Genomic DNA, 22027 nt, shown 5'->3' on the forward strand with positions numbered 1-22027 from the left:
TATGATAACAACGCAGAACCTCACCAAAACATACAATTCCCAAACTGTTTTAAATATCAAAAACCTAGAAATTCCCAAAGGCCAAAGTTTTGGCCTTGTAGGTAACAACGGCGCTGGAAAGACCACTTTCTTTAGTCTGTTGCTCGATCTCATCCAGCCTACCACGGGCCATATTATCAATAATGAGGTTCAAGTGGACCAAAGCGAGGCGTGGAAACCTTTTACCTCGGCCTTTATTGACGAGACTTTTTTGATCGGATACCTAACCCCCGAAGAATACTTCTACTTTATCGGGGAATTGCGCGGACAAAACAAGGCAGATGTAAACGCCTTGCTCGCGAATTTTCAGGATTTCTTCCATGGCGAAATCCTAGGGCAGAAGAAATACCTTCGCGACCTCTCCAAAGGCAATCAAAAAAAGGCAGGTATCGTCGCCTCCTTTATCGGCAACCCCGAAGTGATAATTTTGGACGAGCCTTTTGCCAATCTCGATCCCACCACCCAAATCCGCCTCAAAGACATCATAAGGGATTTGGCATCGAAGCAGGGTGTTACCGTTTTGGTGTCGAGCCATGACCTAATTCATGTGACCGAGGTCTGCGAGCGCATCGTAGTGCTGAACAAGGGCGAAATAGTTAAAGATATCGTGACTTCGGCCGAGACACTGAAGGAATTGGAGCTGTTTTTTAGTGGAAATGAGGGGACGGAAAGCGCCTTTTCGGAAAGAAATACTTCTCTTTGAGCGATTCTTAAAACTGACCGGGTAGTCGGTTTTAGTCTCTCGTTATCCTGATTAAAATTAAATTTACTTCGATTTATGGTCAAAAAGCACCCACAAATCACCAAAAACACGAAGGTATAATTGGCGAACGGCTAATTTACAAACTAGGTGGTCACTTTTCTCGACGAACCACATAATAATCCAACTGTTTTTCAGTTAAGATTACATAGGTACCTTTGCAATCTTGAAACATCCATACAAATACATCCTTTTTATTCTTTTGGTGAGCCTCGTTTTTAACGCCTGCTCTACCAAAAAGGATAAATTCGTGAACCGCAACTGGCACGCGCTGAACACCAAGTACAACACTTTGTACAATGGCAACATCGCCTTTGAGGAAGGCCGCGAGGAACTCAACACGAATTATAAGGACGATTACTGGGAAATATTGCCCGTAGAACGTCTAGAGGTTACCGAAGATATCAAACTCGATTCCGAAGACAACAATCCCAATTTTATCATTGCGGAAGAAAAGGCGAGCAAGGCCATACAGAAACATAGTATGGATATCAAGGATGAGGAGCGCAATCCGCAGACCGATGAGGCTTTCCTGTTATTGGGCAAGGCGCGCTACTTCGACCAACGGTATATTCCCGCTTTAGAGGCCTTCAACTATATCATCAACAAATATGATTACAGCGACAAACTGGGCGAGGCGCATATCTGGCGTGAGAAGGTCAACATCCGTCTAGAGAACGAAGACCTTGCGATCAAGAACCTCAAACGTGTTTTCAAATATGAAAACCTTGACGATCAGGAGTATGCCGACGCAAGAGCTATGCTGGCACAGGCGTATATAAATCTAGATTCTTTGAGCAAGGCTGTGCAGCAGTTGAAAATCGCATCCTATCATACCAAAAAAAATCCTGAAAAAGGACGGTATTATTTTATTATCGGGCAGCTCTATAACCGATTGGAGCAGAAAGACAGCGCCAATTATGCGTTCGACAAGATTGTTGAACTGAACCGCAAATCTCCACGGGTATACATGATCAATGCGGAAATCGAAAAGATAAGGAATACCGAAGTTACCCCGGAAAACAAGTTGGAAATGCTAGAATTCCTTACTAAAATGGAAGAAAATCGCGAAAATCGGCCGTTTTTGGACAAAATCTACCGTCAAGTCGCGGAATACCATCTCGAACAGGAAAACGATAGTATGGCCTTGGTATACTTTAACAAGTCGCTGCGCGCTACGGAAATCGAACCGAAATTGAACGCGCTGAATTATGAAAACCTGGCCGTGTACAACTTCGACCAGAACGAATACAAGCTGTCAGGAGCCTATTACGATAGCGTATTGACCAATCTTGAGGATAATACCAAGAAATTCCGTTCGACCAAGAAAAAGCTGGATAATTTGGAGGATGTCATCAAATATGAGGATATCGCCCAAAATGCCGATAGCATTATTACACTATACAAGCTTCCGGTTGACGACCAGATTGCCTATTTCGAAAAATATGTGGCCCAACTGCAAGCTGAAAAGGCCGCCGCCGCTAAAAAGGAAGATGAACGTATTACCGCCGGTTTCGCCCAGTTCGCCGAAAGCAAAGGCGGAAAGGAAAATAAGGGGAAGTTCTACTTCTACAACCTGACCAGCCTAGGCTACGGCAAGAACGATTTCGTTCAAAAATGGGGAAAACGGCAACTCGAAGACGACTGGCGCTGGAGCAAAAAAAACAGATTATTGCCTTCCGAAGCGACGGGTGAACTAGTCGCTGCCAACGACAGCCTAAACGACGAACCGACCGAGGAGGAAAGGTTGACAGTCGATTTTTATATGGATAGAATCCCAAAAGAAGAATCTTTTATCGACAGCCTGAAGACCGAACGCAATTTTGCCAATTATCAATTAGGACTCATCTACAAAGAAAAGTTCAAGGAAAATGGCTTGGCCGCTGGAAAGTTGGAAGATGTGCTGGCATCCGATCCCGAAGAACGATTGATTCTTCCATCCAAGTACAACCTGTATAAAATATATGAGGAAGAAGGCAGTCCGCTGATGGCGCAGATGAAAGCGAACATTCTACAGAACCATGCCAATTCTCGGTATGCTGAGATATTATTGAATCCAAGAGCGGTTCTGGAAGATGATGCCGATAGCCCCGATGCCCGCTATGCCGCGTTGTACCGGTTGTACCAAAAGCAAGAATTTTTACAAACGATTACCGGTGCTGAAGAAAATATTGAGAAATATACCGGGGACCCGATCGTACCAAAATTCGAAATGTTGAAAGCAAACGCCATCGGAAGGTTGAACGGCTTCGTACCCTTCAAGGAGCAATTGGATTATGTGGCATTGACCTATCCCAACAATCCCGAAGGTAAAAAAGCGGAACAAATGGTGGCCGAGCAATTGCCAAAATTGGCTATAAAAGATTTCTCTTCGGAAACAGGTTCTTCAGGCACGGGCAATTGGAAAGTCGTTTTTCCGTTTAGAAGAAGTAATAACGAAATAGCGCTAAGGGTACAGCACGACTTGGAAGAAGCCATAAAAGATTTAAAGTACAAGAACATGGTCTCCAAAGATATTTACACGCTGGAAGATCAATTTGTGGTCGTTCACGGCTTCCCATCGAAGGACTACGCCTTAGGCTTCGCCGAACTTATAAATTTTAACAAGGATTATCTTATAAAGGAAGAGAATTTTGTAATTTTATCTTCCAACTATAAAATAATCCAAGTACATAAAAACTTACAGGAATATAAGGAGCAAATATTGAATTAAATCATTTCGATATACTAAACCACCCAATTATTTCGTTGAACTAATCTAAACTATCGATAAAGGTGTTTAGGAGTTCACTAACCCCAAAACCATAACAAATGTTTTCTGACAACAAAAAACCAAGAACCATGAACGAAATAGGCGGACAACCCAACAGAATTGAAAAGAATACCAAGATCACGGGTAATATTGAATCCGAGGCGGATTTCCGCATCGACGGAAAACTGGACGGTAACGTAAAGACTTCCGGCAAGGTCGTTATCGGTAAAGATGGCTATATTCACGGAAAAGTGGAATGTGTAAACGCCGATATCGAAGGTAGCTTCAACGGTGAGCTTTTAGTTTCCGATTTGTTATCTTTGAAATCCTCGGCGGTTATCGAAGGTACCGTCGAGGTCTCCAAACTTGCCGTTGAGCCGGGGGCGACCTTTAACGCCACCTGTTCGATGAAGGGCAAGAGCGGATCGTTAAACCGGAACACGAGCGATTCGAGTTCAAGTTCATCGGCGACCAACGATTTTAAATCATCATTGACAAACACCAGCCCGAGTAGAAGCAATGAAACCGCAAAAGCCTCCTAAAGAGAAAAATAGTACGGTCAAGAATGTAGCCCTACTTTCGGGCATTGCCTTCGAAATGGGCGCCATCATCTACTTGGCAGCCCAGGGCGGTATTTGGCTCGACGAAAAGTATCAAAACGAAAAACGGATCTATACGGCGATTGCCACACTCATTGGTGTGGCAATTTCACTATGGGTGGTGTTGCGGCAAATTAAGAATGTGAAGTATTGACTGGGGTAATGAACTGCCCTGATGCATACAATATATCAAATTCTAAAAATAAATTCCAAATTCCAAAGAAGGAAAACTATGCAAGTGGCGGGAATTATGACCCTAGTTAAACGTCGCCTACGTCTTGAAAATTAGTATTTTTGGCTCCGGATCATTCAAAATCAAGAGCCATACCAATGCCCAAACTGAATCCCATCACTCTCTTTCTCCTTATTTTAGTCACCCTGCTAGGGGCGAGCTTCTTCTTCCACACCATCATCCTACAAAACTATAGCCTCCCAAAATATGGTGACAAGATTGTACTATCCTATATCATAAACTTCCTAGTAGCTTCTATCATTTATATGGGTCTTTATAGGTTCAGAAATAAATTAAAGACCCAGATCGGATTCGTTTTTATGGGCGGTAGTTTTTTGAAATTCATCCTGTTCTTTATCCTTTTTTATCCATCCTATAAAACGGACGGGGAAATGGATAGCTCGGAATTTGCCGCATTTTTTGTGCCCTACGCCATTTGCTTGGTCGTAGAGACGCTTTTTACCGCCAAAATGCTTCAGAAAATGGAATAAATCAACACCTGGAAATCACTAGAAAATAAACCATTGTAATGCTTTTTTATTTTTGAAAGAATACCGTACATTTGCACGGATTTTCAGAGAACCCTTTTTGGGCCTAGAGACCGATATTTTCGAGTGATATGCAAAACTTCTTCGTAAAATTACTTTTTGTTACCACATTGTTTATAGGCAATGGTGCTTTCGCTCAAGACCATGAAAGTGAGCCGACCGATAAGAAGACCGAGGTCAAGGCATATATTCAACATCACCTCAAAGACTCTCACGACTTTAACCTGTTTTCCAGTACCGACGAAAGTGGTGAAGTGCAACACTACGGTTTTCCATTACCGGTTATTTTATGGGATGGCGGACTAAAAGTCTTTTCTTCTTCGAAATTTCATCATGGTGAAACCTTGGCCGAGGTTGATGGCAATACCTATAAATTATACCATAGCAAAATCTATAGGACCGATGAGGAAGGAACCATTAACTATGATGAAGAGCAACATCCCGCCAATCCTAAACCTCTAGATTTTTCGATTACCAAAAGTGTAGTAATGATTTTCATTACCGGTCTTTTGATGTTGTGGTTATTTTCCAGTCTTGCAAAATCATACGCAAAGAATGGGCTTATAGCCAAGGGTGCCGGTCGCTTTTTTGAACCTATAGTACTCTACATACGTGATGATATAGCACGATCTAACATTGGCGAAACGAAGTACAAAAAATATATGCCGTATTTATTGACCATATTCTTCTTTATATTTTTCTTGAATATTTTTGGTCTGACCCCACTCGGAGTAAACGTGACGGGCAATATTGCCGTAACGGTAGCTTTGGCATTGATCACTTTTTTACTAACGAATTTTACGGGGACCAAAGACTACTGGAAGCATTTGTTCGACCCGTTGGGAAACACAATGCCATGGTATGCCAAGATACCTTTATATATTATTTTGGTCCCAATTGAGTTGTTGGGCCTGATCATTAAGCCTTTTTCACTGTTGATTCGTTTGTACGCGAATATGCAGGCCGGTCATATCGTTTTGATGAGTTTGATCGGGCTAATGTTTATTTTTAAGAGTTGGTTAGGCAGTTCATTATCTTTCGGTTTGGCTTTCGCCATTTCTTTGATAGAGATTTTGGTTGCACTTTTGCAAGCCTATATATTTACGATGCTTTCGGCACTGTACTTTGGTTTTGCGAGCGAAACCCACGATCACGCAGATGGACACGAAGGAGAGATACAGCATTTATAATTTAGGTACATTATTATTCCGGTGAAGGCCGGGATTTGTTGCATTGAATTTTTAATTTTTAAACTAGATAGATTATGGAAATTCCAGTAATGGTAGGTGCAGGTTTGGTTGTTATCGGTGTTGGTATCGGTATCGGTAAAATCGGGGGTTCAGCGATGGACGCAATTGCCCGTCAGCCTGAAGCTTACGGTAAGATTCAAACAGCGATGCTGATTGCAGCAGCGCTTATTGAAGGTATTGGGTTTGCTGCCCTTTTCGCAGTATAATCAGAAATTGGACATTGGCCACAACGGTTGGTTGTGGCCGATGTTTTTAAAAATTAAGGATTCATAAGGTTTTTATATTATGGAAAAGCTAATAAATGAGTTTTCAGTAGGTTTGTTCTTCTGGCAGACCGTTCTGTTCATAATTTTACTTTTATTATTGCGCAAATTTGCTTGGAAGCCTATTCTCGACGCAGTGAATGATCGTGAAGCTGGGATAAAAAATGCTTTAGTTGCCGCTGAGGAAGCCAAAAAGGAAATGCAAAACGTAACGGCGGACAGCGAAAAGCTTTTGAAGGAAGCCCGCACCGAACGGGAGGCCATGCTCAAGGAAGCCCGCGAGATCAAGGACAAAATGATTGCCGATTCCAAAGAACAGGCCAAGATCGAAGGCGACAAAATGATCAAGCATGCCCAGTCCGCCATCGAAAGTGAAAAGAAAGCGGCCGTGGCCGACATCAAAAACCAAGTGGCCGAACTTTCTATCGCGATTGCAGAGAAAGTTTTAAAGGAAGAATTATCCAACAAAAAAGAACAGTTAAAACTCGTCGAGAACTTGCTCGGCGACGTCAAGCTGAATTAAATTAGTATGAACGATTCAAGAGCAGCCTTACGTTACGCAAAAGCAGTCTTGGACCTAGCGGTCGATAACAAGGCGACCGCCGCGGTCGAAAAAAACATGCGCAGCGTTGCGGCGACCATTGCCGGCAGTAGTGAGTTACGGTCGGTGTTGGCTAGTCCAGTAATAAATGGCGAATCCAAAAAAGGGGCCTTGAACGTTATTTTTAAGGAGGGCGGCGAGATTACCAAAGGCCTTATTAACACCTTGACCGAAAACAAGCGTATCGGTCTTTTGAACGAGGTGGCCTTGAAATACATCATCCTCAACGAAGACCTAAAAGGTGAGGGCGTTGCCTATGTCACTACGGCCGTACCCCTGACTCCCGAACTGGAGAAAAAGGTCTTGCAACAGCTAGCCAAAATTACGGACGATAAGGTAACCATCGAAAACAAAATCGATGAAAATATTATCGGAGGATTTATACTGCGCGTCGGCGATTTACAGTACGATGCCAGCGTATCAAACAAATTGAGCAACATTAAAAGAGAGTTCACAAATAGTTTATAAGACACTTGTTGAATATTAGGAAAAGGGTAATGCCCATCGTCTAATAGCTTACGTCTAACATCTAAACGTCTAGAAAAAATGGCAGGAGTAAAAGCCGCCGAAGTATCGGCAATCTTAAAAAAACAATTATCCGGATTCGATTCATCGGCCACATTGGACGAGGTAGGAACGGTATTGCAGGTAGGTGACGGTATTGCCCGTGTCTACGGACTATCTAACGTTCAATACGGCGAATTGGTAGAGTTCGAAGGCGGACTCGAAGGCATCGTTCTGAACTTAGAGGAAGACAATGTGGGTGTGGTACTTTTAGGCCCATCCAGATACATTAAAGAAGGTGATACGGTAAAACGTACCCAGCGTATCGCCTCCATCAAAGTGGGCGAAGGTATTGTAGGCCGTGTCGTTGATACTTTGGGAACTCCCATAGACGGGAAAGGACCTATTGCAGGGGAAACTTACGAAATGCCCTTGGAGCGCAAGGCACCGGGCGTAATTTTCCGCGAGCCGGTAACGGAACCTTTGCAAACCGGTATAAAAGCGATCGATGCCATGATTCCCGTGGGGCGTGGACAAAGGGAGTTGGTTATCGGCGACCGTCAAACAGGTAAGACTACCGTTTGTATCGATACCATCCTGAACCAAAAAGAATTTTACGACGCCGGCGAACCGGTATACTGTATCTATGTAGCCATCGGCCAAAAAGCATCTACGGTCGCCGCTATCGCGCAGAACTTAGAAGATAAAGGCGCTTTAGCCTATACAACCATTGTGGCCGCAAACGCATCCGATCCTGCGCCGATGCAGGTGTATGCTCCCTTTGCGGGGGCATCCATAGGAGAATATTTCAGGGATACGGGCCGACCTGCCTTGATTATTTATGATGATTTATCGAAACAGGCGGTTGCCTACCGTGAGGTATCCTTGCTTTTGCGACGTCCACCAGGGCGTGAAGCTTATCCCGGCGACGTTTTCTACCTTCACTCCCGTTTGTTGGAGCGTTCGTCAAAAGTCATCAACGATGATAAGATTGCACAGAACATGAACGATTTGCCCGACGTGTTAAAACCGATGGTCAAAGGCGGTGGTTCGCTAACGGCCCTGCCGATCATCGAGACACAGGCAGGTGACGTATCCGCATATATCCCTACCAACGTAATTTCAATTACAGACGGACAGATATTCTTGGAGCAAGATCTCTTCAACCAAGGGGTGCGCCCCGCGATTAACGTAGGTATCTCGGTATCTCGTGTGGGAGGTAATGCCCAGATCAAATCCATGAAAAAAGTGGCGGGTACGCTGAAATTGGACCAAGCTGCCTTCCGAGAGTTGGAAGCTTTTGCCAAGTTCGGATCCGATTTGGATGCCGCAACCCTCAACGTCATCGAAAAAGGACGTCGTAACGTTGAAATCCTAAAACAGGCCGAAAACGATCCATTTACGGTAGAAGACCAAATCGCCATCATCTACGCCGGTTCGAAAAACCTATTGCGTGATGTACCCGTTAATAAAGTAAAAGAATTCGAAAGGGATTATCTGGAATTCTTAAACGCCAAGCATCGTGATACTTTGGATACGTTGAAAGCTGGGAAACTGACGGATGAGGTTATTGACACACTGACGACAGTTGCTAAGGATTTATCCGGGAAGTATAGAAATTAGTAGTGAGTACAAAGTATTAAGTATTAAGTAATTTGTTAAGAGGTTTAAACTCATCTATACTAACTACTTACTACTCCATACTAAATACTAAGAAAAATGGCCAATTTAAAGGAAATACGAAACAGAATCTCATCGGTATCTTCGACCATGCAGATTACGAGTGCCATGAAAATGGTATCCGCGGCAAAGTTGAAGAAAGCACAGGATGCCATAACGGCCATGCGACCGTATGCAGATAAACTAACGGAACTGTTGCAAAGTCTAAGCGCCAGCTTGGATGATGATTCCGGAAGCAAGTATTCCGATAACCGGAAGGTCAATAAGGTGTTGATTGTTGCTATTACCTCGAACAGAGGTCTTGCAGGTGCTTTCAATTCCAACATTTTAAAACAATGCACGCTGTTATTAAACGAGGTCTATGCGGGCAAGCAGGTCGACTTTATGGCTATCGGGAAGAAGGCGAACGATTTTTTAAAAAAGAAATCCACCGTAATTTCAAATCACAGCAGCCTGTATGAAGACCTGACCTTTGACAATGCATCTACCATCGCCGAAGAGCTGATGGCCCAATTTACGTCGGGAAATTACGACCGTATCGACATTGTATACAACAAGTTCAAGAACGCTGCCACACAAATTGTGATGACAGAGCAATTCCTGCCCATCGCACCTGCGGAAGGCGCAGAAAACCTCAGTACCGATTACATATTTGAGCCTTCGAAAATCGAAATCGTAGAGCAGTTGATTCCGAAATCGCTCAAGACCCAGTTGTACAAATCTATACGGGATTCCTTCGCCAGTGAGCACGGGGCCCGTATGACGGCTATGCACAAAGCTACCGATAACGCCACTGAACTTCGTGACGACTTGAAGTTGAAATACAACAAAGCACGTCAGGCATCGATTACTAATGAGATTTTAGAGATTGTTGGTGGGGCAGAGGCTTTGAACAACTAATCCACTATATCCACTTTATTAGGTTGCTGGGTATGGCAGAAGTTTTCTCCGCAGGCCATAGCATAAAAAATGTAAGACGAGACATAAACCCCACCAACCAGTGGGGTTTTTTATTTTTATTTACTAAATCCATGTTAGGTTTTTATCCATTTTTTAAACGACTTTTGCATCGTTTATGACCTCCAAAAAATCCGCCTTACTCTTTATCTTTATCACTATTCTGGTCGATGTCATCGGTATAGGTATCATCCTTCCCATAATTCCTGATTTGATAATGGAACTGACCGGAGAAGGCATAGATACAGCGGTTATTTATGGCATGTGGTTGACTACCGCCTTTGCGGGTATGCAGTTTTTGTTTTCGCCGGTTTTAGGGGAAATCTCCGATCAGTATGGTAGACGGCCGATTCTGTTGATTGCGCTACTCGGCTTGAGCATCGATTATTTGATACATGCTTGGGCGCCTAGCATCGCATGGCTGTTTTTAGGACGTTTTCTAGCGGGTATTACGGGAGCCAGTTTTACCGTGGCTTCGGCTTACATTGCCGATGTCAGTACGAAGGAAAACAAGGCCAAAAACTTCGGATTGATCGGTGCGGCCTTCGGATTGGGTTTTATCATTGGCCCCGGTATCGGAGGGTTTTTTGGTGAAATCGATATCCGTCTGCCTTTTTATATCGCTGCGGGCCTGACTTTTGCCAATTTTCTCTTCGGATGGTTCTTCGTTCCGGAATCTTTGGTGCCCGAAAATAGAAGACCGCTCGATATCAAAAAAATGGTTCCCGGGGTTTCCTTGGTGAGCCTTCGAAACTATAAGGGGGTGTTGCTACTTATTCTTGCCTTTTTCCTAGCCAATTTAGCGGGACAGGCTTTGCCCTCTACCTGGTCGTATTACGGCATAGAACGTTATAACTGGAGTCCAAAGGAAATCGGGGTTTCATTAATGGTCGTCGGACTTTTGGTCGCCATCGTTCAAGGTTTTTTAGTCGGGGTTGTAGTCAAGAAATTCGGGAAACGAAATGCAATCACCTTCGGTTTCCTATTTTGGACTATCGGCATGTTCCTCTTTTCGCTGGCTACAGAACCATGGATGTTGTATGCCTTTTTAGTTCCCTATGCGCTCGGTGGCATTGCCGGACCGACGGTGCAAGGCGTTATTTCAAATCAGGTATCCGAAAAAGAACAGGGCAACTTACAGGGGGCCATTACCAGCTTATTGAGCATCACCGCTATTTTAGGCCAATTGGTATTTTCTCCGGTTTTCTATTTCTTTATCCGTCCGGAAGGTGATATTTACTATCCAGGCGCACCCTATACTTTGGCAGCGTTGTTTTTATTGACCGCTTTTGTTTTTGCACTTCTGGCAATGAGAAGCATGAACCTTCAAGATGAGGAGTGAGATAGTCCGCTCGGACTGATTGAAATACAGGCCATAATCAGCTAAGTGCAGAATAATAAAGTCAGGTACGAGAGAATAGATGGCATCCAGCAGAAGCTACTGGTTATCTATCCGACCGAATCGGCCAAAACTAAGCAATAGCCCTGAATTTGTAGATGAGGGATTCAAACTTTGCCACATCCCCATAAAGAGGTACTTTTGGGACTTAATCCGCACTGGTATTGAACCCGCTCAAAAAACTCTTCCAACAAACCGCAATCTATGGTCTGGCAACTGTACTACCCCGGATGCTCTCCTTTCTTTTGGTACCTATCTATACCGAGGTCATGGCGCCCGAAAAATATGGTGTTGTTACCATTATCTTTTCGTGGTTTGCCATCTTTAATGTTTTTTTGGCCTATGGAATGGAAACCGCTTTTTTTCGATTTTACAACAAAGCGGAGAATAAGGAATCTGTAGTATCCACTACCTTAATTTCATTGTTGGGAAGCACTTTATTTTTTTTGGTAGTGGGTCTGCTATTTCAAGGTTGGTGGTCCGCTATTTTAGATATCGAACGCGTTTATGTTAAATATCTTTTTCTGATTTTGTCTTTGGATGCGCTGGCTATCATACCGTTCGCATGGCTTCGGGCCAATGAGAAACCCATGAGATATGCGCTTATAAAAACGACAAATGTCGCCATCTACCTCGGGCTAACGATTTTTTTTCTATTGGTCTTGCCAAATCTTGGGAAAGGAAACTCCGATGGATGGGTGCAAAATCTATACATTCCGGATTTTGAAATTTCCTATATTCTTATTTCCAACCTTGTTGCGAGTGGCATAACGCTCTTAATCATGTTTCCTCTGTACCTTAAAAATAAGTATGTTTTCGACCAAGATCTATTCAAGCGTATGATGAACTACGCCTGGCCAGTGCTCATTGCAGGGATTGCCTTTACCATAAACGAAGTTTTCGATAAAATACTGCTTGACAAATTACTTCCGGTCGAAATGGCCGAAAGCGAAGTTGGCAAATATGCCGCCTGTTACAAATTGGGTATGTTCATGACCCTTTTCGGCACCGCCTTTCGCTTGGGTATCGAACCTTTTTTCTTTAGCCATGCCGGAACAAAAAACCCACAGCGAGCCTATGCACAGATTACAGATTATTTCGTGGTAATCGGTAGCATCATTCTTTTGGCGGCAGTGGTTTTCGCTGATGTTTTAAAGGTGCTTTTCATTCGAAACGAATCCTACTGGGAGGCCATGGCCGTAGTGCCACTGATACTTTTAGCTAGTTTCTTTCTAGGCATCTACCACAACTTATCCGTGTGGTACAAAGTCACCGACAAAACCCGCTATGGAGCCGTAATATCAATTATTGGAGCTATTATAACAATCAGTATAAACTATTTATTTATTCCCTCTATGGGATATATGGCCTCTGCAATCGCTACGCTTTTCGCCTATGGCTCTATGATGGTGCTGTCGTATTATTTTGGAAAATCGCGCTATCCCATTCCCTATAATTTCAGGAAAATGCTGTTTTATTTGGGGATTTCCACTTTGTTCTCCGTCCTATCCTTTTATGTTTTCGATAGGAATCTGTATATCGGAAGTATATTACTTTTACTATTCCTAGGTTTGGTATATAAGTTGGAGAACGATATATTGAGGAAGGTTTTTTCGAAACGTTGAAATTAAAAGGTCGGATGCACGAAGCTTGGGGCTCGGTGTAAAACGAAGTAGTATTTACCAAAAACCTTGCATCTAGCATCCAACACCTAGCCAATAATCCATAAATTATAGCAATGAATATCAAAATCATCAATAAATCAACCCATAAACTCCCCCACTACGAAACCGATGCCTCTGCAGGTATGGATCTCCGGGCCTATCTTGCGGAAGCCGTGACCTTAGCACCTTTAGGGCGGGCCATCATCAAAACGGGACTTTTCATCGAGCTTCCCGTAGGCATCGAGGCGCAGGTAAGACCCCGGAGCGGTCTGGCGGCCAAAAAAGGGATAACCGTACTGAACGCCCCTGGCACGATTGATGCAGATTATCGGGGAGAGGTAGGCGTAATACTGGTAAACCTATCCAACGAATCGTATACGATTGAAAATGGTGAACGCATCGCCCAACTCGTTATTGCACATCACGAAAGGGCGGAATGGGAAGAGGTCGGCGAGCTTTCGGAAACGGATAGGGGCGCTGGTGGTTTTGGGAGTACGGGAATTCATTAAGATTTTTCTGCTGATATGCCTCTGTACCGCAGTCCAAGGCATCGGGTACAGTAAAATTGAAGTTCACAACATGTATAAAGCACTTTTCACACTAATAGGCTTACTGGGATTTCTACTAATCCCAATCCAAAGCCGTGCCCAAGAAAACCCGGATCCCGACCCCGACCCTGACGTCGAAAACAGCGCAGAAGTCTTTCTAGAGGCCTATTCCGATGATTTTCAGGAAAATTTTTTCGAAGCACTCAAGCAAAAAGGTATCGAGAACTACGACAAAGCTATCAACTCTTTTTTAAAATGCAAACAGCTTGATGCCACGAATCCGGTAATCGACCACGAGCTGGCTAAGGTCTATTATGAAACCAAACAATATCCGCTGGCCGAGGAATATGCGCTGACTGCCGTGAAAGCGGAACCTGAAAACCTGTGGTATGTCGATACCTTAATAGCGATTCTGCAGAAACAGGGAAAATCCACCGAAACTATGACGGCGGAGCTTCCATTCGACCAACCCGAGTTCAGCGAGAACGCAGCTTCCGTTTATTTCGAGAAAGGAAATTATGAAATTGCGTTACGTATTATTAACAAGGCAATACAAAGCAAATTTGCTGCCACCCTTACTGCAAAAATCAACGATTCCATTGAAAAACGCGAGGCGCGCCCGACAAGCACTACCCTCGCCCTTGAAAAACCAAATATAGCGTCAAATCCCGTGGAAGATTATAAATTCCGAATGGAAGGTTTAATACAAGCTGATAGTCTTCCCCTCTTGCAACAGCTCTCCGAAGAGGCTTTGGAAAGCTATCCATCACAACCTTATTTCTATTTCGCCCAAGGCTACGCGCTGAACAAAACGGGCAAACATCAAGAGGCCGTTGAAACTCTCGAAGCCGCACTCGATTATTTGATCGACGACACATCCCTAGAGAACAAAATTTTTCAGCAATTGGCAGATGCCTACACCGCCCTCAACAATGCTGTAAAGGCAAATACGTATCTTCGTAAGATAAAACCTGGATTTTAAAGTCCGATACATACATGATGCATATAATTTTCAGATCATTCCCCAGATATATCGCCATTATTGCGTTTGCGATGCTGGCGTTTTCCTGTAAATCAAAAAAGGTGGTTACCGATGGCACACTCGATGAAAATCTATCCGCCAAAGCCATTATACGCACACATTACGATAATGCCCTTGATTTTAAGACGCTGAGTGGCAAAATGCGTATCGATTATTCCGATGGCGAAGATTCGCAAGGTGTAGCGGTAAGCCTGCGTATGGAAAAGGATAAAGCCATTTGGATCAGTGCGCCCTTCGGTGTGGTAAAAGCCTACATCACCCCTGGCAGGGTAACCTTCTACAACAAACTGCAAAAAGAATATTTTAATGGAGATTTTGCCTACCTCAGCAAATTCGTGGGGATAGAACTTGATTTCGAACAGGTGCAGAACCTATTGTTGGGGGAAGCGTTACTCGATTTGAAAGCTGCCAAATACGACGCCTCCATCACTGGCGTCAACTACCAATTGAAGCCCAAAAAGGCTTTGGAGCTGTTCAAGGTGCTCTTTGAGATCGAGCCCAAAAATTATAGGATGGCCTCGCAACAATTGTCCCAACCCCTAAAAAAAAGATTGCTACAGATTAATTATACCGATTATCAAAAAATAAATAAATGGGTGCTCCCGCAGAAGATAGCAGTCGCCGCCATAGAGAAAGACAAACGGAGTATAATCGACATAGAATACCGAAACATCGAGTTCGACCGGCCGCTCAGTTTTCCGTATGAAATACCGAATGGTTTTGACGAAATCAAATTGAAGGATGATGCGTTGTAGAGCGAATGTTATCGTCTTTTTATATGTATTTTTTTCTTTTGGATGCCACGCCGTCTTCTCCCAGGTCGATGAGCAGGAAGTTTTGGAGGCGAAGCGCGAACAGCTACAAAAGGAAATCGAACAAATTAACTTGCTATTGTTCGATCAAAAGGAAAAACGCGGCAACGTACTGGAACAAATGGAGGCACTTAATCAAAAGATTGACGTACGCCAGCGACTGATCGATGTGACCAACGAGCAATCGAACCTACTGGACCGAAAAATCAATACCAACGTCAACGCCATATCAGAACTAAGGGCGGCATTAGCCAAACTCAAGGAAGATTACGCGCTAATGATACAAAAGGGCTATCAGAGCAAGATTCAGCAGAGCAAACTGATGTTCCTACTATCTTCCGAAAACTTTTTTCAGGCCTTTAAACGACTGCAATACATTAAGCAATACACGGACTTCCGAAGGCAGCAGGGCGAGGAAATCGTAATCAAGACCGACACCCTGACCAAATTGAACATTGACCTTAGCGAACAGCGAAAACAGAAGGAACGCTTGATAGCGGAAAACCGAAGCGCGAAACGGGAGATGGAGCAAGAAAGAAATTCCCAACAATCGTTATTGGGCTCTATCCGTAAAGACGAAACCAAATATGCATCGGCCATTCGCGACAAGCAACGCGAGACCAAGGAAATCGATCAGCAGATCGAAAAACTGATTAAAGAGGCCATCGCCGCCGAGAATGCGGCCTCCGGGAAAGACAATTCCGATCCCAGTAAATTCTTGTTGACTCCAGAAGCCGCCATCGTAGCCAATAGCTTTACCGCCAACAAAGGCCGATTGATCTGGCCGGTAGAAAAGGGATTCAAGAGCCAAGGTTATGGGGTTTACGCCGATGCCATTTATCCCGGAATCAAGCATGAGAGTAACGGTGTAGTCATCACCACGGATGCCGGTGCCAAGGCCAGGGCCATTTTTAGGGGCGAGGTTATCGCGATCCTGTCCATTCCTGGGGGTAATAAAGCCGTGCAACTTAAGCACGGAAACTTTATAAGCACCTACTACAACCTGAGTACTATTTACGTTAAAAAGGGAGACCGCGTCGATGCCAAAACCATATTGGGAGATATTTATACCAATCGGTCTAATGGCCAGACCCGTCTGAAATTCTACCTGCACCAGAATACCTCAAAGCTGAACCCGGAGGAGTGGGTGTATCAGTTGTGAAAAGGAGTTAGGTAAACAATGCCTTCAGCTCCGTAGCTTCATCGGGCTTCATTTTGCCGGCGAGTACCAAGCTTAATTGCTTTCTGCGTAGGGCACCATCATAGCGTTCCTTTTCCAGTCCGGTTTCAGGCGCCAACGGCGGCACTTCGGTAGGCCTTCCCATTTCGTCGACGGCCACAAAAGTATAAATGGCTTCGTTGGCCTTTGAGCGTTCGCCGCTAAATCGGTCTTCCATCCAAACATCGATATACACCTCCATGGAAGTCCGGAACGCTCGGGACACTGCTGCGTCAACGGTCACTACACTCCCCACGGGCACCGATTGGTTAAAGGCCACATGGTTTACCGATGCGGTTACCGTAATGCGGCGGCTATGGCGGCGAGCTGCAATACTGGCGGCACGGTCCATACGGGCCAAAAGTTCGCCGCCGAAAAGATTGTTCAAGGGGTTGGTCTCACTAGGAAGCACCATATCAGTCATTATAGTGCGGGATTCGCTGGGATGTTTGGGCTGCATACTTTATATTTTCGCCAAAGATACGGCCTTCCGAAAAAAGTGGATGGGTTATTCCATATCCTTCAACTGAATGGAAAGCGCTTTGGTAGAAAGTTGTACTTCGATGAGCGAAAGAATCAGGGACACCATCAGCGCAAAAAGGCTGATACCAAAGATGAGATTGGCTCAAAACCGCAATTCCACATAGATCAATGACATCGTTATCACTGCCAGCAAAAAGCTGAAAATTGCCGTGGCCTGCATGTTCTTAATTAGGGTCAGGCGTTTGCTAAGTTGTTTCACTTGAAGACCGATCGATTTTGATTCCGTTTCCTGATATTTTTGGTGCAATTGTCGGATCAGGGCCGCAATCGCCAAATATCTAGCATTATACGCCAACATGGTCAACGAAATAGCCGGAAAAAGAAGGGCCGGTATACTTAGGGATAATTCCATAATATTTCATTTAGAAAACCTAAACCGACCTTGGACCAAAGGATACAAAATGTAAGACAAGAATTCGAAATATAGACTAGTGCGGTTGCTCTTGGTAATTTGAAACCATACGACTTAACGCCTGTTTGGGGCCAGGTCTTAAATCGAATAGGGTAATCAAGCAAGGTCAATGACAAACAATCACTTCTTCTCAAATTTGCGAGAACTTGAACGGTCCGCCGTCGGAAAATCATCGGGAATATCTTGGGTCACTTTTCCCGTTGCCGCCCATTCCGCTCCCCTAAGCATCGCAGTCAAGAAGCCAACGCCCATGACGGAATAGTCCGCATGGCCCATGATGTTGTGGAAAATCCGGCCCTTGCCGTAAGTTAAGGTCATTAATGCCGGTTCGTGATAGCCCGTTCCTTTATTATCCGGTTCGGAGTAGGCTGTGGCGAGGATTTCCATGTTTTCGGCGGGACCGCGCAGGCTGTTGTAAAGTTCGTCTTTGGTGTGCATCCAGGTTGACGGCATACCCTTTGTTATTGGATGTTGTGCGTTTCTGACCTGAATCCGGTATTCACTTTGTGGGCCGTGTGCACCGGCATTTCCGGGAGAAGCGTCGCGAATCAACTCTCCGGCGTCGTTGTAATACACATGTGGGCCATCCTTTTCGGTACGGTCTCCCCATCCGCCCAGACCGATCATCTGATTGTAAGCCTCCCATTTCGGAAAGCAGTTATCGGCGGCGTGAAACACCACTAGTCCACCCCCCTTTTTCATGTATTTTTCAAGTTTCTTTTGGGTCTTTTCAGGCCACGGGGCAGCATTCCATCCAAAGTTATTGATAACCACATCGTATTTGGAGAAATCGGGACTAAAATCGGGATCTGGTTTCGGTTCTGCCAAAGCTTGGGTCTTGGGCATGCCTTCAATGGCGAATTCCTCCAAAAATTCATCACCCTTCCAAGTATATTTAGAACGGACCACATCCACAGAAAACATCCCCGTTGCTTCCATCTCATGTTTTAGAATATAGGTCAACTTAGGCCATTGGTCGTGGTTATTCTGGCCATCTAGGATAAGCGCCTTTATTTTGACCGTGCTTTTTGGGGATTGTGAAAAAGTGGATCCGTAGCCTATCAGGGAAATCAATATCAATGGGATAAATTTGAACTTCTGCATAAATTCTATTTTTAGAGTAGCTAAATATAAGGGATTGTTTGGGAATTTGTTGCACCCGGCTAACCTTTAATTTTGTAGTTTTAGAAATCTAGTAAGCGCCATTCGCTTTGTGCTCTAAGCAAAAGTATGGATGGCTATCGGCTCAAAGCAATCATCTAATTGTCCCATACATCAAATCCCTAAAAAAACCTTTTCTATGTCCCTATCCCTAAAAAATAGTCCTTCAAAGCTTCCGAACGTCAAAACCACTATTTTCACGACCGTCGGCAATTTGGCCCGGAAACACCATGCCATTGATCTGTCACAAGGCTTTCCGAATTTTGATGCGGATAAAACACTGATGGATTTGGTTGCCAACGCCATGTATGAAGGCCATAACCAGTACGCCCCCATGCAAGGCTATTACGGACTTCGGGAAATTATTGCGCAAAAAATCGAAAAAATCCACAGAAAAAAGTATCATCCGGAAAAGGAAATCACTGTAACGGTCGGGGCAACTCAGGCCATATATACCGCCATCACGGCTTTCGTGCATCCGGGCGATGAGGTCATCGTATTAAAACCTGCCTATGATTGTTATGAACCGGCCATAAAAATCAATGGCGGAATTCCCGTTCCATTACAGTTGAATGCCAACGGATATCAAGTGGATTGGGAGGCCTTTAAAGCTAAGATTACTAGCAAGACACGAATGGTCGTCATCAACACGCCCCACAACCCCAGCGGACGAATTTTTTCAAAAGACGATATGCTGCAATTACAAGAGATTCTCAGGCCTACGAATATCATCCTGATCAGCGACGAGGTATACGAACATATCGTTTTCGATGGGAAGGAACACCAAAGTGCATCCCGCTTCGACGACCTCTCCTCCCGAAGTTTTGTCTGCGCCTCATTCGGAAAAACCTTTCATGTGACCGGATGGAAGGTAGGTTATTGTGCAGCACCTGCAGCGCTGATGCACGAATTCCGCCAAGTACATCAGTTCGCCGTGTTCTGTGTCGACCATCCCGTACAGCGAGCTTTGGCCGAATATCTTAAGGATGAAGAACGTTATTTAGGTCTGAACGCTTTCTACCAGCAAAAACGGGATTTTTTTTTAGAAGGATTGAGAGATTCCAAATTTAGGTTCACCCCGTCTCAAGGCACCTATTTTCAATTGTTGGACTATACGCCGATTACCCAAGAAGCGGATGAAGATCTCGCCGAACGCTTGATTCTTAACCATAAGTTGGCGAGTATCCCCATATCTTCCTTCAACGTTGATAATCGCGATGATAAGGTGTTGCGCTTCTGTTTCGCAAAAAAACGGGAGACGTTAGAGCAGGCGACAGCAATTTTGAGGGCTATTTCGTGAACCTTCTATAAGAGACCGGCCATCATAAGCTGATTGGGTGCAAACTCTCATAAAAATTTACCAATGGTCTAGAATCTTTGTGGAAAATTGTATTGGTCTCCAAAAAATATGAAGTTATTCAATGTCTACTAGTAGTTTTTGCAGAACCGTAAGTGCATTCTCTAAAAACGGTAATAAAAATATTTAGTATCTTGGGGGAAAACAACCATCTTATGTTTTGTTTGGTCTACAGATCGATTCAAAATCCTGCAATAGGACAGACTGAAATACTAAGTTTATTAGAACAGGCAAAAAAATTCAATCGTGCAAATGACATTACTGGGTGTCTATTGTCTTACAATAACGAATTCGTTCAGTATATCGAAGGTAGCAAACGGGATATCGAAACGCTATTCGAGAACATCAAACAGGATTGGAGACATAGCGAGGTCGATGTACTTATAAGCGGACATATCAATCATAGGGAATTCGAAACCTGGACCATGGCCTATGAAAATTTTAAGGGGCCAAATTCTCGTTTGGAATATCTCAAACTTCTGGTAAGTTCCTATTTTGAAAACAGCGATGCCTATACCTATTTAAACCCTGCCACAAAGAAATTTTGGGTCGTGGTCAAAACTTTATTGGCCACACAAGCAGTGGAGAAATTCAAATGAAGGATTTCGAAAAGCCTGAGGCAATTAGCGTATAGGGCACAAAAAAAGCGGCCTTTGGGGAAAGCCGCATTTTTTTGGGGAATCAATAGTAAGTAGGTTAAAGCATAAATAACTTTTTGGTCAACATGACGATTCCACTGATGAAATCGTTCTTGTACACTTGAATCTCTTCTTGTGGATGGTTCATTTGGACTTCCATAGCTTTATAGGTTTAGTTCAAGGTCCGATTTGGGGTTGGACTTTCAATTAATTACACTGTAAATGTACGATCGAACCGGGATAAAATAAAACTATTGTTGTGAAGGGCTACTAAACTGTTGTGAAAAATAGGAAGTGCTGATTTCATCGATGAAAAACCGCCATTTTCAAACCTCCATCTCGGGAACTTTGCCTTCGAAAACCAACTTGCCCTCCGTGACTTTTTGAATCTCTTCTACCGAAACACCGGGGGCTCTTTCTTTGAGCAGAAAACCTCGCTCCGTAACTTCAATAACTGCGAGATTCGTGACTATTTTCGTAACGCAGCCAACACCTGTAAGGGGTAGGGCACATCTCTTCAGGAGTTTCGATTCGCCCGCACGATTAGTATGCATCATGGCTACGATAATAGTTGACGCGGATGCCACAAGATCCATGGCACCGCCCATTCCTTTGACCATTTTTCCGGGGATTTTCCAGTTGGCGATATCGCCATTTTCGGATACTTCCATGGCGCCTAGGATAGTCAGGTCGACATGGCGCCCCCGTATCATGGCAAAACTGGTAGCGGAATCAAAGAACGATGCCCCCGGCAGTGCAGTAATGGTCTGTTTCCCAGCATTTATGAGGTCGGCATCTTCCTCGCCTTCGAAAGGAAAAGGTCCCATGCCCAATATCCCGTTTTCGCTTTGGAATTCCACATCGATATCGTCGCGGACGAAATTGGCGACCAAAGTAGGTATGCCGATGCCGAGATTAACGTAGTAGCCGTCTTTTACTTCTTTTGCGATTCTTTTTGCAATTCCGTTCTTATCCAACATCCCTTTCGATTTAATTCTAACGTTCTTTTATGCTTTGCCCTGTATTGCGGCCGCTGCCAGTTCGGCT

The 22027-nt window shown here is 44.1% G+C and carries 22 protein-coding genes and 1 pseudogene; 19 read left to right on the plus strand and 4 right to left on the minus strand.

All coding sequences use genetic code 11. The features are described 5' to 3' along the window. Window position 1: 1 nt before the first annotated feature. From BLT07_RS02170 to BLT07_RS02250, 17 genes are all read left to right on the plus strand, one after another. On the plus strand, window positions 2-742 hold the full coding sequence (locus BLT07_RS02170; protein ID WP_091865239.1) for an ABC transporter ATP-binding protein: 741 nt from the start codon (window positions 2-4) through the stop codon (window positions 740-742). Between the two features lie 223 nt (window positions 743-965). Next, a complete protein-coding gene (porW, locus tag BLT07_RS02175; protein ID WP_091865241.1) occupies window positions 966-3512 on the plus strand; it encodes a type IX secretion system periplasmic lipoprotein PorW/SprE in 2547 nt (848 codons plus the stop codon). A 98-nt stretch (window positions 3513-3610) separates the two neighbouring features. After that, entirely contained in the window at window positions 3611-4093 is a 483-nt protein-coding gene (locus BLT07_RS02180) for a bactofilin family protein (protein ID WP_091865243.1), read from the plus strand. Continuing rightward, window positions 4071-4304, plus strand: coding sequence for an AtpZ/AtpI family protein (locus BLT07_RS02185; RefSeq protein WP_091865244.1), 234 nt, complete (start codon window positions 4071-4073; stop codon window positions 4302-4304). Before BLT07_RS02180 ends, BLT07_RS02185 begins: the two co-directional genes overlap by 23 nt. 176 nt (window positions 4305-4480) lie before the next feature. Continuing rightward, window positions 4481-4873, plus strand: a complete 393-nt coding sequence (locus BLT07_RS02190; RefSeq protein ID WP_091865246.1) for a DUF6168 family protein — start codon at window positions 4481-4483, stop codon at window positions 4871-4873. A gap of 128 nt (window positions 4874-5001) precedes the next feature. Beyond that, window positions 5002-6120, plus strand: coding sequence for a F0F1 ATP synthase subunit A (gene atpB / locus BLT07_RS02195; RefSeq protein WP_091865247.1), 1119 nt, complete (start codon window positions 5002-5004; stop codon window positions 6118-6120). Window positions 6121-6194: 74 nt separating this feature from the next. Beyond that, window positions 6195-6386 carry an ATP synthase F0 subunit C gene (gene atpE / locus BLT07_RS02200; protein ID WP_091865249.1) on the plus strand — a complete coding sequence of 64 codons (192 nt, stop codon included), beginning with the start codon at window positions 6195-6197 and terminating at the stop codon, window positions 6384-6386. 79 nt (window positions 6387-6465) lie between these two features. Then, a complete protein-coding gene (locus BLT07_RS02205) occupies window positions 6466-6966 on the plus strand; it encodes a F0F1 ATP synthase subunit B (RefSeq protein WP_091865251.1) in 501 nt (166 codons plus the stop codon). A gap of 6 nt (window positions 6967-6972) precedes the next feature. Then, a complete protein-coding gene (atpH, locus tag BLT07_RS02210) occupies window positions 6973-7512 on the plus strand; it encodes an ATP synthase F1 subunit delta (protein ID WP_091865253.1) in 540 nt (179 codons plus the stop codon). Window positions 7513-7590: 78 nt separating this feature from the next. Continuing rightward, entirely contained in the window at window positions 7591-9171 is a 1581-nt protein-coding gene (gene atpA / locus BLT07_RS02215) for a F0F1 ATP synthase subunit alpha (RefSeq protein ID WP_091865255.1), read from the plus strand. A 96-nt stretch (window positions 9172-9267) separates the two neighbouring features. Beyond that, window positions 9268-10128, plus strand: coding sequence for an ATP synthase F1 subunit gamma (atpG, locus tag BLT07_RS02220; RefSeq protein ID WP_091865257.1), 861 nt, complete (start codon window positions 9268-9270; stop codon window positions 10126-10128). A 175-nt stretch (window positions 10129-10303) separates the two neighbouring features. After that, the gene (locus BLT07_RS02225; RefSeq protein ID WP_091865259.1) at window positions 10304-11527 is read left to right on the plus strand and encodes a TCR/Tet family MFS transporter; all 1224 of its coding nucleotides are present in this window, start codon (window positions 10304-10306) and stop codon (window positions 11525-11527) included. A gap of 221 nt (window positions 11528-11748) precedes the next feature. After that, a complete protein-coding gene (locus BLT07_RS02230) occupies window positions 11749-13209 on the plus strand; it encodes an oligosaccharide flippase family protein (RefSeq protein ID WP_091865261.1) in 1461 nt (486 codons plus the stop codon). Between the two features lie 113 nt (window positions 13210-13322). Further along, window positions 13323-13757: a dUTP diphosphatase gene (gene dut / locus BLT07_RS02235; RefSeq protein ID WP_091865263.1), complete on the plus strand. Its 435-nt coding sequence runs from the start codon at window positions 13323-13325 to the stop codon at window positions 13755-13757. Between the two features lie 70 nt (window positions 13758-13827). Next, window positions 13828-14778, plus strand: coding sequence for a tetratricopeptide repeat protein (locus tag BLT07_RS02240; protein WP_091865265.1), 951 nt, complete (start codon window positions 13828-13830; stop codon window positions 14776-14778). A gap of 14 nt (window positions 14779-14792) precedes the next feature. Continuing rightward, window positions 14793-15593, plus strand: a complete 801-nt coding sequence (locus tag BLT07_RS02245; RefSeq protein WP_245726423.1) for a lipoprotein insertase outer membrane protein LolB1 — start codon at window positions 14793-14795, stop codon at window positions 15591-15593. After that, window positions 15580-16812, plus strand: coding sequence for a murein hydrolase activator EnvC family protein (locus BLT07_RS02250; RefSeq protein WP_317040736.1), 1233 nt, complete (start codon window positions 15580-15582; stop codon window positions 16810-16812). Before BLT07_RS02245 ends, BLT07_RS02250 begins: the two co-directional genes overlap by 14 nt. A gap of 7 nt (window positions 16813-16819) precedes the next feature. On the opposite strand, the gene BLT07_RS02255 is transcribed toward BLT07_RS02250, so the two are convergent. From BLT07_RS02255 to BLT07_RS02265, 3 genes and pseudogenes are all read right to left on the minus strand, one after another. Further along, window positions 16820-17329 (minus strand): acyl-CoA thioesterase, encoded by a 510-nt coding sequence (locus BLT07_RS02255; protein WP_091865269.1) that lies wholly within the window; start codon window positions 17327-17329, stop codon window positions 16820-16822. Window positions 17330-17377: 48 nt separating this feature from the next. Beyond that, window positions 17378-17764, minus strand: a pseudogene (locus BLT07_RS02260) (DUF2721 domain-containing protein). A gap of 180 nt (window positions 17765-17944) precedes the next feature. Next, window positions 17945-18928 (minus strand): ThuA domain-containing protein, encoded by a 984-nt coding sequence (locus tag BLT07_RS02265; protein WP_091865271.1) that lies wholly within the window; start codon window positions 18926-18928, stop codon window positions 17945-17947. A 196-nt stretch (window positions 18929-19124) separates the two neighbouring features. On the opposite strand from BLT07_RS02265, the gene BLT07_RS02270 reads away from it, so the two are divergent. Both BLT07_RS02270 and BLT07_RS02275 read left to right on the plus strand, forming a co-directional pair. Further along, a complete protein-coding gene (locus BLT07_RS02270) occupies window positions 19125-20285 on the plus strand; it encodes a methionine aminotransferase (RefSeq protein WP_091865272.1) in 1161 nt (386 codons plus the stop codon). A gap of 212 nt (window positions 20286-20497) precedes the next feature. Continuing rightward, window positions 20498-20941 carry a BLUF domain-containing protein gene (locus BLT07_RS02275; protein WP_139205090.1) on the plus strand — a complete coding sequence of 148 codons (444 nt, stop codon included), beginning with the start codon at window positions 20498-20500 and terminating at the stop codon, window positions 20939-20941. Between the two features lie 365 nt (window positions 20942-21306). Here BLT07_RS02275 and BLT07_RS02280 read toward each other — a convergent pair whose 3' ends face one another. Then, window positions 21307-21960 carry a CoA transferase subunit B gene (locus BLT07_RS02280; protein WP_091865276.1) on the minus strand — a complete coding sequence of 218 codons (654 nt, stop codon included), beginning with the start codon at window positions 21958-21960 and terminating at the stop codon, window positions 21307-21309. Between the last annotated feature and the right edge of the window lie 67 nt (window positions 21961-22027).

This window comes from Pricia antarctica, assembly GCF_900101815.1.
Lineage (GTDB): Bacteria > Bacteroidota > Bacteroidia > Flavobacteriales > Flavobacteriaceae > Pricia > Pricia antarctica.